The 13,875-nt window shown below is 58.5% G+C and carries 17 protein-coding genes; 10 read left to right on the top strand and 7 right to left on the bottom strand.

Annotated elements, in window-relative coordinates; genetic code table 11:
- From hpf to AC0ZWN_RS23315, 7 genes are all read right to left on the bottom strand, one after another.
- The gene (gene hpf, locus AC0ZWN_RS23345; RefSeq protein WP_093435973.1) at positions 1–309 is read right to left on the bottom strand and encodes a ribosome hibernation-promoting factor, HPF/YfiA family; all 309 of its coding nucleotides are present in this window, start codon (positions 307–309) and stop codon (positions 1–3) included.
- A gap of 73 nt (positions 310–382) precedes the next feature.
- Positions 383–1,876, bottom strand: a complete 1,494-nt coding sequence (locus AC0ZWN_RS23340; protein ID WP_093435977.1) for an RNA polymerase factor sigma-54 — start codon at positions 1,874–1,876, stop codon at positions 383–385.
- Between the two features lie 187 nt (positions 1,877–2,063).
- Positions 2,064–2,789: an LPS export ABC transporter ATP-binding protein gene (gene lptB / locus AC0ZWN_RS23335; RefSeq protein ID WP_008085069.1), complete on the bottom strand. Its 726-nt coding sequence runs from the start codon at positions 2,787–2,789 to the stop codon at positions 2,064–2,066.
- Positions 2,789–3,334, bottom strand: a complete 546-nt coding sequence (lptA, locus tag AC0ZWN_RS23330) for a lipopolysaccharide transport periplasmic protein LptA (protein WP_016984154.1) — start codon at positions 3,332–3,334, stop codon at positions 2,789–2,791. Before lptA ends, lptB begins: the two co-directional genes overlap by 1 nt.
- Positions 3,321–3,893 carry an LPS export ABC transporter periplasmic protein LptC gene (gene lptC / locus AC0ZWN_RS23325; RefSeq protein ID WP_038357537.1) on the bottom strand — a complete coding sequence of 191 codons (573 nt, stop codon included), beginning with the start codon at positions 3,891–3,893 and terminating at the stop codon, positions 3,321–3,323. Before lptC ends, lptA begins: the two co-directional genes overlap by 14 nt.
- Positions 3,894–3,901: 8 nt before the next feature.
- On the bottom strand, positions 3,902–4,426 hold the full coding sequence (locus AC0ZWN_RS23320; RefSeq protein WP_095049755.1) for a KdsC family phosphatase: 525 nt from the start codon (positions 4,424–4,426) through the stop codon (positions 3,902–3,904).
- Positions 4,426–5,400 carry a KpsF/GutQ family sugar-phosphate isomerase gene (locus AC0ZWN_RS23315; RefSeq protein ID WP_007912405.1) on the bottom strand — a complete coding sequence of 325 codons (975 nt, stop codon included), beginning with the start codon at positions 5,398–5,400 and terminating at the stop codon, positions 4,426–4,428. The genes AC0ZWN_RS23320 and AC0ZWN_RS23315 overlap by 1 nt, the downstream gene beginning before the upstream one ends.
- A 275-nt stretch (positions 5,401–5,675) precedes the next feature.
- Between AC0ZWN_RS23315 and AC0ZWN_RS23310 the strand changes: the two genes are divergently transcribed.
- The 10 genes from AC0ZWN_RS23310 to hisC all read left to right on the top strand — a co-directional run bounded on the left by AC0ZWN_RS23310 (position 5,676) and on the right by hisC (position 13,629).
- Positions 5,676–6,485 (top strand): ATP-binding cassette domain-containing protein, encoded by an 810-nt coding sequence (locus AC0ZWN_RS23310; protein ID WP_007912403.1) that lies wholly within the window; start codon positions 5,676–5,678, stop codon positions 6,483–6,485.
- Positions 6,485–7,282, top strand: coding sequence for a lipid asymmetry maintenance ABC transporter permease subunit MlaE (gene mlaE / locus AC0ZWN_RS23305; protein WP_003221704.1), 798 nt, complete (start codon positions 6,485–6,487; stop codon positions 7,280–7,282). The genes AC0ZWN_RS23310 and mlaE overlap by 1 nt, the downstream gene beginning before the upstream one ends.
- Positions 7,282–7,749, top strand: coding sequence for an outer membrane lipid asymmetry maintenance protein MlaD (gene mlaD / locus AC0ZWN_RS23300; protein ID WP_007912400.1), 468 nt, complete (start codon positions 7,282–7,284; stop codon positions 7,747–7,749). The genes mlaE and mlaD overlap by 1 nt, the downstream gene beginning before the upstream one ends.
- Before the next feature lie 11 nt (positions 7,750–7,760).
- Positions 7,761–8,405, top strand: coding sequence for an MlaC/ttg2D family ABC transporter substrate-binding protein (locus AC0ZWN_RS23295; RefSeq protein WP_476336699.1), 645 nt, complete (start codon positions 7,761–7,763; stop codon positions 8,403–8,405).
- Complete coding sequence (locus AC0ZWN_RS23290; RefSeq protein WP_034154488.1) at positions 8,402–8,707, top strand: STAS domain-containing protein; 306 nt, start codon at positions 8,402–8,404, stop codon at positions 8,705–8,707. Before AC0ZWN_RS23295 ends, AC0ZWN_RS23290 begins: the two co-directional genes overlap by 4 nt.
- Positions 8,708–8,822: 115 nt before the next feature.
- On the top strand, positions 8,823–9,062 hold the full coding sequence (locus AC0ZWN_RS23285) for a BolA family protein (RefSeq protein WP_008085051.1): 240 nt from the start codon (positions 8,823–8,825) through the stop codon (positions 9,060–9,062).
- 22 nt (positions 9,063–9,084) lie between these two features.
- Positions 9,085–10,350: a UDP-N-acetylglucosamine 1-carboxyvinyltransferase gene (gene murA / locus AC0ZWN_RS23280; protein WP_007912385.1), complete on the top strand. Its 1,266-nt coding sequence runs from the start codon at positions 9,085–9,087 to the stop codon at positions 10,348–10,350.
- A gap of 124 nt (positions 10,351–10,474) precedes the next feature.
- Positions 10,475–11,110, top strand: a complete 636-nt coding sequence (hisG, locus tag AC0ZWN_RS23275; RefSeq protein ID WP_007912384.1) for an ATP phosphoribosyltransferase — start codon at positions 10,475–10,477, stop codon at positions 11,108–11,110.
- A gap of 125 nt (positions 11,111–11,235) precedes the next feature.
- Positions 11,236–12,573, top strand: a complete 1,338-nt coding sequence (hisD, locus tag AC0ZWN_RS23270; protein WP_414926667.1) for a histidinol dehydrogenase — start codon at positions 11,236–11,238, stop codon at positions 12,571–12,573.
- A 3-nt stretch (positions 12,574–12,576) separates the two neighbouring features.
- A complete protein-coding gene (gene hisC, locus AC0ZWN_RS23265; protein ID WP_476336695.1) occupies positions 12,577–13,629 on the top strand; it encodes a histidinol-phosphate transaminase in 1,053 nt (350 codons plus the stop codon).
- Positions 13,630–13,875: the final 246 nt, after the last annotated feature.

Here is a 13,875-nt window from a genome sequence, read left to right as displayed (position 1 = left end):
TTATCGACCGGTCGCGCCCTGGAGGAGGCTCTGGGTCTTTTCCTTATGCTTTTTGAGTTGACGATCCAGCTTGTCGGTCAGTAGGTCAATGGCGGCATACATGTCGTCATGCTCGGCATTGGCAACCACTTCTCCGCCGGGAATATGCAAGGTGGCTTCGATTTTCTGCTTCAGCTTTTCGACGCACATCGTGACTTGCACGTTGGTGATCTTGTCGAAATGGCGCTCTAATCGGTCGAGTTTTTCGTTGATGTAGGTGCGCAGAGGTTCGGTCACTTCCAGTTGGTGTCCACTGATGTTGACTTGCATACAGCTTCTCCTTCGTTGCCAGTGCATAAAGCGGCAGGCTGGATAGCCTGCCACTGGAACGCTGTAACGTGGCTTACATCAACCGCTTGCGTTCGCTCGAAGGCGCGATCCCGAGGGATTCGCGGTACTTGGCGACGGTGCGGCGAGCCACCTGAATGCCTTGTGCCTCCAGTAAACCAGCGATCTTGCTGTCACTCAACGGCTTTTTCTGATTTTCCGCGGCAACCAGTTTTTTGATGATCGCGCGGATCGCCGTGGACGAGCATTCGCCGCCTTCGGAGGTGCTGACGTGGCTGGAGAAAAAGTATTTCAGTTCATAAATACCGCGCGGGGTATGCATGAATTTCTGCGTTGTCACCCTGGAAATGGTCGATTCGTGCATGCCGACCGCTTCAGCGATGTCGTGCAGAACCAACGGCTTCATGGCCTCGTCGCCGTACTCCAGAAAGCCGCGCTGATGCTCGACGATCTGGGTGGCTACTTTCATCAGGGTTTCGTTGCGGCTCTGCAGGCTCTTGATGAACCAGCGGGCTTCCTGCAACTGATTGCGCATGAAGGTGTTGTCGGCGCTGGTGTCGGCACGGCGGACGAAACCGGCGTACTGGGCGTTGACGCGCAGACGCGGCACCGATTCCTGATTCAGCTCGACCAGCCAGCGCTCGTTGTCCTTGCGCACGATGACGTCAGGGACAACGTATTCGGCTTCAGTGGATTCGATTTGCGAGCCAGGGCGCGGATTGAGGCTTTGCACCAGTTCGATGACCTGGCGCAGCTCGTCTTCCTTGAGCTTCATGCGGCGCATCAACTGGCTGTAATCGCGGCTGCCGAGCAGGTCGATGTAATCGCTGACCAAACGTTTCGCTTCAGCCAGCCAAGGCGTCTTGGCGGGTAGCTGACGCAATTGAAGCAGCAGGCATTCACTAAGGTTGCGCGCGCCAATACCAGCGGGTTCGAATTGCTGAATGCGGTGCAGGACGGCTTCGATTTCATCGAGTTCGATGTCGAGTTCCGGATCGAACGCCTCGAGGATTTCTTCGAGGGTTTCGTCCAGGTAGCCCTGATTGTTGATGCAATCGATCAGGGTGACGGCGATCAGGCGATCGGTGTCGGACATCGGTGCCAGGTTCAGCTGCCACAACAGGTGGCTTTGCAGGCTCTCGCCGGCGGACGTGCGGGTGGTGAAGTCCCATTCGTCGTCATCGCTGCTGGGCAGGCTGCTGGCGCTGGTCTGATAGACGTCTTCCCAGGCGGTATCGACCGGCAGTTCGTTGGGGATACGCTCGCTCCAGTCGCCTTCCTCCAGGTTGTCCACCGTGGGCGCGGTTTCCTGATACGAGGGTTCCTGGATCTCGGTGTTGGGCTTCTGTTCGGCGTTGTCGGCCATGGGGTCGGAATTGTCGAAGTCTTCGCCTTCTTCCTGGCGTTCGAGCATCGGATTGGATTCCAGCGCCTCCTGGATTTCCTGTTGCAGATCCAGGGTCGACAATTGGAGCAGGCGGATGGCCTGTTGCAGCTGCGGTGTCATCGTCAGCTGCTGGCCCATTCTCAAGACTAGCGATGGTTTCATGGCAGGGGCTTAACACCTTATTCGCCGGCGCTATGCGCCATCCACTACAGGGCGCCGGGGCGCCAAACTTAAGCAAATTATATGCCTGAAACTGAAGTGTTTGCCTAGAGCGCTGTAACAATTAAAGCGTATTAATTCCTGCTTGAATCGATACAGCGCCCGGGCGGCGCACCGGGCACTGTTACGCTTACAAGCGGAACTCGTGGCCCAGATACACTTCCTTGACCAGATCGTTGGCCAGGATGGTTTCTGCATCGCCTTCGGCGATCAGTTGACCATCGTTGACGATGTAAGCGGTTTCGCAGATGTCCAGCGTCTCACGGACGTTGTGGTCGGTGATCAATACACCGATGCCCTTAGCCTTGAGGTGGTGGATGATCTGCTTGATGTCGCCGACCGAGATCGGATCGACACCGGCGAACGGTTCGTCGAGCAGGATGAATTTCGGTGCCGTTGCCAGCGCGCGAGCGATTTCCACCCGGCGACGTTCACCACCGGACAGGCTCATGCCAAGGTTGTCGCGGATGTGGCTGATGTGGAATTCCTGCAGCAGGCTTTCCAGCTCCTTGCGACGGCCGGCCTTGTCGAGCTCCTGACGGGTCTCGAGGATGGCCATGATGTTGTCGGCCACCGACAGTTTGCGGAAGATCGACGCTTCTTGCGGCAGATAGCCGATACCGGCCTTGGCGCGACCGTGCATCGGCTGGTGGCTGACGTCCAGATCGTCGATCAGCACGCGACCCTGATCGGCCTGTACCAGGCCGACGATCATGTAGAAACACGTGGTCTTGCCGGCACCGTTCGGGCCGAGAAGGCCGACGATCTGGCCGCTGTCGATCGACAGGCTGACGTCACGCACGACCTGGCGGCTTTTATAGGCCTTGGCCAGGTGCTGAGCTTTCAGAGTTGCCATTACTGGGTTTTCTCGTCGGTTTTCTTCTTCGGCTGGATCACCATGTCGATGCGCGGACGCGTTTCGGTGACCTTGCTGCCGGTAGCGCGACCAGCGCTGGCCAGTTTCTTCACGGTGTCGTAGACGATTTTCTCGCCCTGAGTGACGTTGCCGTCTTTGTCGACGACCTTGGCCTTGTCGATCAGCACGACGCGGTTTTGCTGGGCATGGTATTGAATCGTCACGCCGTAGCCTTGAACCGGTTTGGTGTCGCCCTGGGTTTGCAGCTGCTCGAAATAAGCCAGGTTGCCCACGGAGGTCACTACGTCGATATCTCCATTCGGCGCGCGAGTCATGGTGACGGTGTTGCCTTTAACGATCATCGAACCTTGGGTGATGATCACATCACCTTTATAGGTGGCGATGCCGTTCTTGTCGTCCAGTTGGGCGTCGTCGGCCTGAATGCGGATAGGTTGCTGCTGATCGTTCGGCAGAGCCCAGGCGCTCACGCTTCCCAGTGCTGCGCCCAGACTGAGCAAAATAGGGAGGGTTTTAACGAGCCTCATACTGTCCTCTTACGTTCGATAGCAGGTGTATCCTGCTTTCCTTCAGGTACGCTTTCATTCCAACGCCAGTCGATACACCGCCAGCGCCGTCGATTCTAACGGGTTGCTCGGTCTGCGCATATTCCTGCTGCGGGAACACGGTCATGCGAGTGGACGTGATCAGGATGTCACGCTTCTTTTCATCGGTGCGCGCAACGCGTACCGAGTCGATCAATTCGACTTCGGTGCCGCCTGAGTTCACTTCACCGCGCTCACTGGTCACGTGCCACGGAAATTCTGTTCCGCGATACATGTTCAGGTCGGGTTTGGTCACGAGCGTGACGTCGGTTGCCTTCACGTGCTCGGCTTTTTCGGACGTCATCTCATACTGCACCTTGCCATCCGGCAGGTATTGCAGGGTATGCGTGTTGGTTGCATACCAGTCGATAGGCGTTTCAACCGAGGTGACCGGTGGTTTGTCGAGAAAGCGTTCCGGGCTGATATTCCAATAGCCGACCGCTGCGAAAATCGCAGCGATGCAGCCGAACAGCAGGAAGTTACGAAATTTTTTGCTGAACATGGTTTGGCTCACAGGTACGCGGCGTTGGCCGCATCGAGGCGGCCCTGGGCGCGCAGGATCAATTCGCAGAATTCGCGGGCGGCGCCTTCGCCACCACGGGCGCGGGTAACGCCATGGGCGTGCTCGCGGACGAAATCGGCAGCGTTGGCCACTGCCATGCCCAAGCCTACCCGGCGGATCACCGGCAGGTCAGGCAGGTCGTCACCGAGGTAGGCGACTTCTTCATAGCTTAGGCCCAGTTGCGCAAGCAGGCCGTCGAGCACGACCAGTTTGTCTTCACGGCCCTGAAACAGGTGGGGAATCCCCAGGTTTTTCGCTCGACGTTCAACGACGGGTGTCTTGCGACCGCTGATGATAGCGGTCTGCACGCCGGCGTTCATCAGCATTTTGATGCCTTGGCCATCGAGGGTATTGAAGGTCTTGAACTCGCTGCCGTCTTCAAGGAAGTACAGGCGACCGTCGGTGAGGACGCCGTCGACGTCGAAAACCGCCAGTTTGATCGCTTTGCCGCGTTGCAGCAGATCGTTGCTCATTACATGACTCCTGCGCGTAGCAGATCGGAGAGGTTGAAGGCGCCGACCGGGCGATCTTCCTCGTCTACGACTACCAATGCGTTGATTCGGTGATCTTCCATGATTTTCAGGGCTTCGGCGGCCAGCATTTCCGGGCGGGCAGTCTTGCCGTGGGCCGTCATTACCTGGTCGATGGTGGCGCTGCGAATGTCGATGCTGCGATCCAGCGTGCGGCGCAAGTCGCCGTCGGTGAAGATCCCGGCGAGTTTACCGTCGGTTTCAAGGATGACGGTCATGCCCAGACCTTTACGGGTCATTTCCATCAGTGCGTCCTTGAGCAGCGTGCCGCGTTGGACTTGCGGCAACTCTTGTCCGGCGTGCATGACGTTTTCCACTTTCAGCAGCAGGCGACGGCCGAGGGCGCCACCCGGGTGCGAGAAAGCGAAATCTTCGGCGGTGAAGCCGCGTGCTTCCAGCAGTGCCACGGCCAGCGCATCGCCCATGACCAGTGCTGCGGTCGTCGACGAGGTCGGTGCCAGGTTCAGCGGGCAGGCTTCATGCTCGACATGAACATTGAGATTGACCTCGGCAGCCTTGGCCAGCGGCGATTGCGGGTTGCCGGTGACGCTGATCAGCTGGATGCCCAGACGTTTGATCAACGGCAGCAGGGTTACGATTTCATTGGTCGAGCCGGAGTTCGACAGGGCCAGAATCACATCGTCACGAGTGATCATGCCCATGTCGCCATGACTGGCTTCGGCCGGGTGGACAAAAAAGGCCGGGGTGCCGGTGCTGGCCAGGGTGGCTGCAATCTTGTTGCCGATGTGCCCGGACTTGCCCATGCCAACCACGACTACACGGCCTTTACTGGCCAGAATCATCTCGCAAGCGCGTACGAAATCGGCGTCGATATGGGGCAACAAGCCTTGTACGGCTTCCACTTCGAGTTGGATGGTGCGTTGTGCCGATTGAATCAGGTCGCTGGATTGGCTCATGTCAGAAATCGTATAGCCCGATGAAAAGGCGGCGATTATAGCGGTTATGTTGCAAAGCCTCACGCAAGTTCGTCGTGCTTTGTCATTACTCGTTACCAAAACCCGGGAAAAGAGCCTGCGCACCTGTCATATCGCCGAACACAGGCTGGTACAAGCCTTGGGCGCGTAGCCTTTGCAGTGATATAGTTCGCCGCCAGTTCGGCCTGCCCGGGATGTACGTACTTTTTAAGTAAAGACAGGCGTCCGAGTGAGAGGCTGCATCGCAAGGAGTTTAGATGAGTGCCGATAACGCCTACGCGGTCGAGCTGAAGGGAGTCTCCTTCAAGCGCGGTGCGCGCAGCATTTTCAATAACGTCGATATTCGCATCCCGCGCGGCAAGGTCACCGGCATCATGGGACCTTCCGGGTGTGGCAAGACCACGCTGCTGCGATTGATGGGGGCACAACTGCGCCCTGCCAGCGGCGAAGTCTGGGTCAACGGCCAGAACCTGCCTGCGCTTTCGCGCAGCGATCTGTTCGATGCGCGAAAGCACATGGGTGTGCTGTTTCAAAGCGGCGCACTGTTCACCGATCTCGATGTTTTCGAGAACGTGGCTTTCCCCCTGCGTGTTCATACCGATTTGCCGGAAGAAATGATCCGCGACATCGTCCTGCTCAAATTGCAGGCGGTCGGTCTGCGCGGTGCCATCGAGTTGATGCCGGACGAACTGTCCGGTGGCATGAAGCGCCGCGTCGCACTGGCGCGAGCGATTGCGCTCGATCCGCAGATCCTCATGTATGACGAACCGTTCGTCGGGCAGGACCCTATCGCCATGGGCGTGCTGGTCCGCCTGATCCGCCTGCTCAACGATGCACTGGGGATCACCAGTATCGTGGTGTCCCACGATCTGGCCGAAACCGCGAGCATTGCCGACTACATCTATGTCGTCGGTGATGGTCAGGTGCTGGGGCAGGGTACGCCGGACGAGTTGATGAACTCGGACGAGCCGCGTATCCGTCAGTTCATGACCGGCGATCCCGATGGCCCGGTGCCGTACCATTTTCCAGCGACGGATTACCGCGCAGATCTTCTGGGGAAGCGCTGATGCGCAGAATTTCATTAATAGAACGCGTACGCCGGTTCGGCGAGGCGGCGATCGATGCCGTCGCGGTGTTCGGTCGTGCGACGCTGTTTCTGTTTCACGCATTGTTGGGGCGCGGTGGCATCAGTGGTGGCTTCGGCTTGCTGGTCAAGCAACTGCATTCGGTCGGCGTAATGTCGCTGGTGATCATTGTTGTTTCCGGGATCTTCATCGGCATGGTGCTGGCGCTGCAGGGTTTCAGCATTCTGTCGAGTTACGGTTCGGAGCAGGCGGTGGGGCAGATGGTTGCGCTGACCCTGCTGCGTGAACTCGGCCCGGTGGTGACGGCGCTGTTGTTCGCCGGTCGTGCCGGTTCGGCACTGACCGCCGAGATCGGCAACATGAAGTCCACCGAACAGCTGTCCAGCCTGGAAATGATCGGTGTCGATCCGCTCAAGTACATCATTGCCCCGCGGCTGTGGGCCGGCTTCATTTCCCTGCCAGTGCTGGCGATGATTTTCAGCGTGGTAGGCATCTGGGGTGGCTCGTGGGTGGCTGTCGACTGGCTGGGTGTGTATGAAGGCTCTTATTGGGCGAACATGCAGAACAGCGTGAATTTCACCAGTGATGTGCTCAATGGCGTGATCAAAAGTATTGTTTTCGCCTTTGTAGTGACCTGGATTGCCGTATTCCAAGGCTATGACTGTGAGCCCACTTCCGAGGGCATCAGTCGTGCTACCACCAAGACCGTGGTGTTTGCCTCGCTGGCAGTGCTCGGCCTGGACTTTATTCTGACCGCTTTGATGTTTGGAGATTTCTGATGCAAAACCGCACCCTGGAAATCGGTGTCGGCCTGTTCCTGCTGGCAGGGATCCTGGCTTTGTTGCTGCTTGCTTTGCGGGTCAGTGGTCTGTCTCCGACGTCGACCACTGACACGTATAAACTTTATGCCTACTTTGACAATATCGCCGGTTTGACGGTCAGAGCCAAAGTGACCATGGCCGGTGTGACCATCGGCAAGGTCACGGCGATCGATCTGGATCGCGACAGCTTCACCGGTCGGGTCACCCTGCAAGTGGATAAAAAGGTCGACAACCTGCCGACCGACTCCACAGCGTCTATCCTGACCGCTGGTCTGCTGGGCGAGAAGTACATCGGTATCAGCGTCGGCGGGGAAGACAAACCGTTGAAGGATGGTGGAACCATCCATGACACGCAGTCGTCACTGGTACTGGAAGACCTGATCGGTAAATTCCTGCTCAATACCGTTAGCAAAGACGCCAAATGAGGAGCTTTTGAATGATTTCTACCTTGCGACGTGGCCTGTTGGTGTTGCTCGCGGCATTGCCACTGATGGCTAACGCTGCGCCTGGGCAATCCGCGCATGAACTGGTGCAGGACACGACCACCCGGTTGCTGGCCGACCTGGCTGCCAACAAAGAGAAATACAAGCAGGATCCGACGGATTTCTACGCGGCGCTCAACAGTATCGTCGGGCCAGTGGTGGACGCCGAAGGCATTTCCAAGAGCATCATGACGGTCAAGTACTCGCGCAAGGCCACGCCGGCGCAGATGAAGACCTTCGAAGAAAACTTCAAGAAAGGCCTGTTCCAGTTCTACGGCAACGCTTTGCTTGAGTACAACAACCAGGGCATCACCGTTGACCCTGCCAAGGACGAATCGGGCGATCGCACCAGCGTCAACATGACCGTCAAGGGCAGCAGCGGTGCAATCTATCCTGTGCAGTACACGTTGGAGAAAATCGACGGCGAGTGGAAACTGCGCAACGTGATCATCAACGGCATCAACATCGGCAAACTGTTCCGTGACCAGTTCGCCGACGCAATGCAGCGCAATGGCAACGATCTGGACAAGACCATCAATGGTTGGGCCGGTGAAGTGGCCAAGGCCAAAGAAGCCACCGAAAAGAACCCCGCGAAATGAATGAGGCCGCAGTTCGTATGAGTGATGTCGACGAGCTACTGCTCAGCGGAGTGCTGGACTATCGCACCGGCGCTGACCTGCGCAAGCAAGGCCAGGCGCTGATCAAGTCCAGCAAGGCCTCTTCGCTGGTGATCGATTGTTCGGCGGTGAAGAAGTCCAGCAGCGTCGGTTTATCGTTGCTGCTGTGCTTCATGCGCGATGCGAATGCGGCCGGCAAGGCTGTCAGCATCCGTGCGATGCCCGAAGACATGCGCGAAATTGCTCAGGTCAGTGAACTGACCGAACTGTTGGCGCACCCCTGAACCCACATCTATAAAGAAGCCCCCCGTCAGAGTCCTGCCATGCGGGGTTCGCAGGCGCGGGGCTTTTTTGTATGATGTCCGACCCGTGCGCACAGGGCGCCGATTGAGGTTGAGCATGCAGGCCGTAGAAGTGAAGAGCTTCCTTGAAGGAAAGCTGCCCGGAACGTTGGTAGAAGTTGAGGGCGAAGGCTGCAATTTCCAGCTGAACGTGATTAGCGATGAACTGGCGGCGTTGAGCCCGGTGAAGCGTCAGCAGCAGGTCTATGCCCATTTGAACCCATGGATCACCGATGGCAGCATCCATGCGGTCACTATGAAATTTTTCAGCAGCGCGGCCTGGGCCGAGCGCACCTGAGCCTAAGGGCGTCGAGATTCTTATGGATAAATTGATTATTACCGGTGGCGCTCGTCTTGATGGCGAGATCCGCATTTCCGGCGCAAAAAACTCCGCCCTGCCGATCCTGGCCGCCACCCTGCTGTGCGATGGCCCGGTGACCGTTGGCAACCTGCCGCACCTGCACGACATCACCACCATGATCGAGCTGTTCGGTCGCATGGGCATCGAGCCGGTGATCGACGAAAAACTCAGCGTCGAAATCGACCCGCGCACCATCAAGACTCTGATCGCCCCGTACGAACTGGTGAAAACCATGCGTGCGTCGATCCTGGTACTGGGCCCGATGGTTGCCCGTTTCGGTGAAGCCGAAGTCGCACTGCCTGGCGGTTGCGCCATCGGTTCGCGTCCGGTCGACCTGCACATCCGTGGCCTCGAAGCCATGGGCGCGGTGATCGACGTCGAAGGCGGCTACATCAAGGCCAAGGCGCCTGAAGGTGGCCTGCGCGGTGCACACTTCTTCTTCGATACCGTCAGTGTGACCGGTACCGAGAACATCATGATGGCCGCTGCTCTGGCCAAGGGCCGCAGCGTGTTGCAGAACGCCGCCCGTGAACCAGAAGTGGTTGACCTGGCGAACTTCCTCAACGCCATGGGCGCCAAGGTGTCCGGCGCTGGTACTGACACCATCACTATTGATGGCGTTGAGCGTCTGGGTTCGGCTTTCTATAAGGTCATGCCTGACCGTATCGAAACCGGCACCTACCTCGTTGCCGCTGCAGTGACCGGCGGTCGCGTCAAGGTCAAGGACACTGATCCGACCATCCTCGAAGCCGTTCTGGAAAAACTCCGTGAAGCCGGCGCAGAAATCACCTGCGGTGAAGACTGGATCGAGCTGAACATGCACGGCAAGCGTCCGAAAGCCGTCAACGTGCGCACCGCGCCGTACCCGGCGTTCCCGACTGACATGCAAGCGCAGTTCATCTCGCTCAACGCCATTGCCGAAGGCACCGGTGCCGTGATCGAGACGATCTTCGAAAACCGTTTCATGCACGTGTACGAACTGCACCGCATGGGCGCAAAGATCCAGGTTGAAGGCAACACCGCTATCGTCACCGGTACTGAAGTTCTGAAAGGCGCGCCAGTGATGGCGACCGACCTGCGTGCTTCGGCCAGCTTGGTAATCTCGGCACTGGTTGCCGAAGGCGATACTTTGATCGACCGCATCTACCACATCGACCGTGGTTACGAGTGCATCGAAGAAAAACTGCAGATGCTGGGCGCCAAGATCCGTCGCGTTCCGGGCTGATTGCTGCATTGGGACACAGGGACGTGTCCACTGATTTTAAGAGTCGAGCCGGTTTCCGGCTCGATGTGTGTCCGGCGCCGATTGCGACCGGACATGAGTACCTTGATAAGGACTGACGTTTCCCATGTTGACCATCGCACTGTCCAAGGGCCGCATCCTTGACGACACCCTGCCGCTTCTTGCCGAAGCGGGCATCGTGCCGACCGAGAATCCGGACAAGAGCCGCAAGCTGATCATTCCCACGACCCAGGACGACGTTCGTCTGCTGATCGTGCGCGCCACCGATGTGCCGACCTATGTCGAGCATGGCGCGGCCGACCTTGGCGTTGCCGGCAAAGACGTGTTGATGGAATACACCGGCCAGGGCCTCTACGAGCCACTGGATCTGCAGATCGCCCAGTGCAAGCTGATGACCGCCGGCAAGATCGGCGCGCCGGAGCCAAAAGGCCGTCTGCGCGTGGCGACCAAATTCGTCAATGTGGCCAAGCGTTACTACGCCGAGCAGGGCCGTCAGGTCGACATCATCAAGCTGTACGGCTCGATGGAGCTGGCGCCACTGATCGGTCTCGCTGACAAGATCATCGACGTGGTCGACACCGGCAACACCCTGCGCGCCAACGGCTTGGAACCTCAGGAACTGATCGCCACGATCAGCTCGCGCCTGGTGGTCAACAAGGCTTCGATGAAAATGCAACACGCCCGAATCCAGGCGTTGATCGATACCCTGCGCAACGCAGTGGAATCGCGACACCGCGGCTGATTCACCTGCGCGACGTTAAGTCGCGCCCGTCTATCCGCCTCATAGCCAGAATCTCAGGTGCCCAAGCGGAAACGACTGCTAAGTTAGGGCGCCTGAGTTTTTGCCATTCCTATGAGGCTCTCGCTATGACCGCACCGACTGCAATTCGCCGACTCAACGCTGCTGACCCGGATTTCGCGCATCATCTGGATCATCTGCTGAGCTGGGAAAGTGTGTCTGACGACTCGGTCAATCAGCGCGTGCTGGACATCATCAAGGCTGTGCGCGAACGCGGTGACGCGGCGCTGGTCGAGTTCACCCAGAAGTTCGATGGCCTTGAAGTCGCTTCGATGGCTGACCTGATCCTGCCGCGTGAGCGTCTGGAACTGGCTTTGACCCGCATCACCGTGCCCCAGCGCGAAGCCCTGGAAAAAGCCGCGGCCCGTGTGCGCAGCTATCACGAAAAACAGAAGCAGGATTCCTGGAGCTACACCGAAGCTGACGGCACCGTGCTGGGCCAGAAGGTCACGCCGCTGGATCGCGCAGGCCTGTATGTGCCGGGTGGCAAGGCGTCGTACCCGTCGTCGGTGCTGATGAACGCGATTCCGGCCAAGGTCGCCGGCGTGACCGAAGTGGTCATGGTCGTACCGACCCCGCGCGGTGAAATCAATGAGCTGGTGCTGGCGGCCGCATGCATCGCTGGCGTCGACCGGGTGTTCACCATCGGTGGTGCGCAAGCCGTTGCTGCGTTGGCCTATGGCACAGAAAGCGTGCCGCAGGTCGACAAGGTTGTTGGCCCGGGCAACATCTATGTCGCCACTGCCAAGCGCCACGTGTTCGGTCAGGTCGGCATCGACATGATTGCCGGGCCTTCGGAAATCCTCGTGGTGTGCGATGGCCAGACCGATCCGGACTGGATCGCCATGGACTTGTTCTCGCAAGCCGAGCACGACGAAGACGCCCAGGCGATTCTGGTCAGCCCGGATGCCGAGTTCCTCGACAAGGTCGCCGCCAGCATCAACAAACTGCTGCCGACCATGGACCGCGCGACCATCATCGAAACCTCGATCAATGGCCGTGGTGCATTGATTCACGTGAAGGACATGGCCCAAGCCATCGAAGTCGCCAACCGCATCGCACCGGAGCACTTGGAGCTTTCGGTCGCTGACCCGCAAGCCTGGCTGCCGCAGATCCGCCACGCCGGTGCGATCTTCATGGGCCGTCACACCTCCGAAGCCCTGGGCGATTACTGTGCAGGCCCGAACCACGTGCTCCCGACCTCGGGCACCGCGCGGTTCTCCTCGCCGCTGGGCGTGTACGACTTCCAGAAGCGTTCGTCGATCATCTTTTGCTCCGAGGCCGGTGCTTCCGAGCTGGGTAAAACGGCGTCGGTATTGGCCCGTGGCGAGTCGCTGAGCGCCCACGCGCGCAGCGCTGAATACCGCATCAAAGACGAAGACTTTCTACAAGGGCAGGGGAACTGAGCGATGAGTAAATTCTGGAGCCCGTTCGTCAAGGATCTGGTGCCGTACGTACCGGGCGAACAACCGAAGCTGACTAAACTGGTCAAGCTCAACACCAACGAAAATCCGTACGGCCCATCGCCAAAAGCCTTGGCGGCGATGCAGGTCGAACTCAACGACAACCTGCGTCTGTACCCGGACCCGAACAGTGATCTGCTGAAAACTGCTGTCGCCCAGTATTACGGCGTGCAGAGCAATCAGGTGTTCCTTGGCAACGGTTCGGACGAAGTGCTCGCGCACATTTTCCACGGATTGCTGCAACACGATAAGCCGCTGTTGTTCCCGGACATCAGTTACAGCTTCTATCCGGTTTACTGCGGTCTGTATGGCATCGAGTTTGATGCTGTGCCGCTGGACGCGCAGTTCCAGATCGATCCGGCGGACTATGCCAAACCGAATGGCGGAATCATTTTCCCGAATCCGAATGCGCCAACCGGTTGCCTGCTCGCGCTGGATGCGGTCGAGCAGATCCTCAAGGCCAGCCCGGATTCGGTAGTGGTTGTGGATGAGGCGTACATCGACTTCGGCGGCGAGACGGCGATCAGTCTGGTGGACCATTATCCGAACCTGCTGGTGACGCAGACCCTGTCCAAGTCGCGTTCGCTGGCTGGTTTGCGCGTTGGTTTTGCGGTCGGCCATCCCGATCTCATCGAGGCGCTGGAGCGGATCAAGAACAGCTTCAACTCCTATCCGTTGGATCGTCTGGCGATTGTCGGGGCGGCAGCGGCGTTTGAAGATCGTGAGCACTTCGACAAGACCTGCCGTCTGGTCATCGAGAGCCGAGAGTGGGTGATTGCGCAGTTGCAGGCCAAGGGTTTTGAAGTGCTGCCGTCGGCGGCTAACTTCATTTTTGCCCGGCATCCGCAGCATGATGCGGCGGGGCTGGCGGCCAAGCTGCGTGAGCAGGGCGTGATTGTGCGGCACTTCAAGCAGGAGCGGATTGCGCAGTTCCTGCGGATTTCGATTGGCACGCCGGAGCAGAATCAGGCGTTGATCGATGGGCTTGGCGACCTCTAAAGGCAAGAGCCCCTCACCCTAACCCTCTCCCAGAGGGAGAGGGGACTGATTGGGGGATGCTCCCGAGTTGCACCGACCTGAACTTGCTTTCCCGAATCCATAATCGACTCGGTCTTTCAGTGCAGTGGTCTAATTTCCCCGGACACCCCGATAGGTGGAAAATACATCTATCGAGGAGTTATTCATGACTAAAAAACGCAGGGCATTCGACGACAGCTTCAAGCTGCAAGTCGTGAAGATGATCAA

The sequence above is a fragment of the Pseudomonas sp. 3B-A001-10F genome, assembly GCF_056313565.1.
This window is presented reverse-complemented; position numbering and strand designations above follow the sequence as displayed.

What these genes read in the sequence shown, in the direction of transcription:
- hpf (WP_093435973.1), bottom strand. Translation starts at nt 309, where the DNA reads ATGCAAGTCAACATCAGTGGACACCAACTGGAAGTGACCGAACCTCTG.
- AC0ZWN_RS23340 (WP_093435977.1), bottom strand. Translation starts at nt 1,876, where the DNA reads ATGAAACCATCGCTAGTCTTGAGAATGGGCCAGCAGCTGACGATGACA.
- lptB (WP_008085069.1), bottom strand. Translation starts at nt 2,789, where the DNA reads ATGGCAACTCTGAAAGCTCAGCACCTGGCCAAGGCCTATAAAAGCCGC.
- lptA (WP_016984154.1), bottom strand. Translation starts at nt 3,334, where the DNA reads ATGAGGCTCGTTAAAACCCTCCCTATTTTGCTCAGTCTGGGCGCAGCA.
- lptC (WP_038357537.1), bottom strand. Translation starts at nt 3,893, where the DNA reads ATGTTCAGCAAAAAATTTCGTAACTTCCTGCTGTTCGGCTGCATCGCT.
- AC0ZWN_RS23320 (WP_095049755.1), bottom strand. Translation starts at nt 4,426, where the DNA reads ATGAGCAACGATCTGCTGCAACGCGGCAAAGCGATCAAACTGGCGGTT.
- AC0ZWN_RS23315 (WP_007912405.1), bottom strand. Translation starts at nt 5,400, where the DNA reads ATGAGCCAATCCAGCGACCTGATTCAATCGGCACAACGCACCATCCAA.
- AC0ZWN_RS23310 (WP_007912403.1), top strand. Translation starts at nt 5,676, where the DNA reads ATGAGTGCCGATAACGCCTACGCGGTCGAGCTGAAGGGAGTCTCCTTC.
- mlaE (WP_003221704.1), top strand. Translation starts at nt 6,485, where the DNA reads ATGCGCAGAATTTCATTAATAGAACGCGTACGCCGGTTCGGCGAGGCG.
- mlaD (WP_007912400.1), top strand. Translation starts at nt 7,282, where the DNA reads ATGCAAAACCGCACCCTGGAAATCGGTGTCGGCCTGTTCCTGCTGGCA.
- AC0ZWN_RS23295 (WP_476336699.1), top strand. Translation starts at nt 7,761, where the DNA reads ATGATTTCTACCTTGCGACGTGGCCTGTTGGTGTTGCTCGCGGCATTG.
- AC0ZWN_RS23290 (WP_034154488.1), top strand. Translation starts at nt 8,402, where the DNA reads ATGAATGAGGCCGCAGTTCGTATGAGTGATGTCGACGAGCTACTGCTC.
- AC0ZWN_RS23285 (WP_008085051.1), top strand. Translation starts at nt 8,823, where the DNA reads ATGCAGGCCGTAGAAGTGAAGAGCTTCCTTGAAGGAAAGCTGCCCGGA.
- murA (WP_007912385.1), top strand. Translation starts at nt 9,085, where the DNA reads ATGGATAAATTGATTATTACCGGTGGCGCTCGTCTTGATGGCGAGATC.
- hisG (WP_007912384.1), top strand. Translation starts at nt 10,475, where the DNA reads ATGTTGACCATCGCACTGTCCAAGGGCCGCATCCTTGACGACACCCTG.
- hisD (WP_414926667.1), top strand. Translation starts at nt 11,236, where the DNA reads ATGACCGCACCGACTGCAATTCGCCGACTCAACGCTGCTGACCCGGAT.
- hisC (WP_476336695.1), top strand. Translation starts at nt 12,577, where the DNA reads ATGAGTAAATTCTGGAGCCCGTTCGTCAAGGATCTGGTGCCGTACGTA.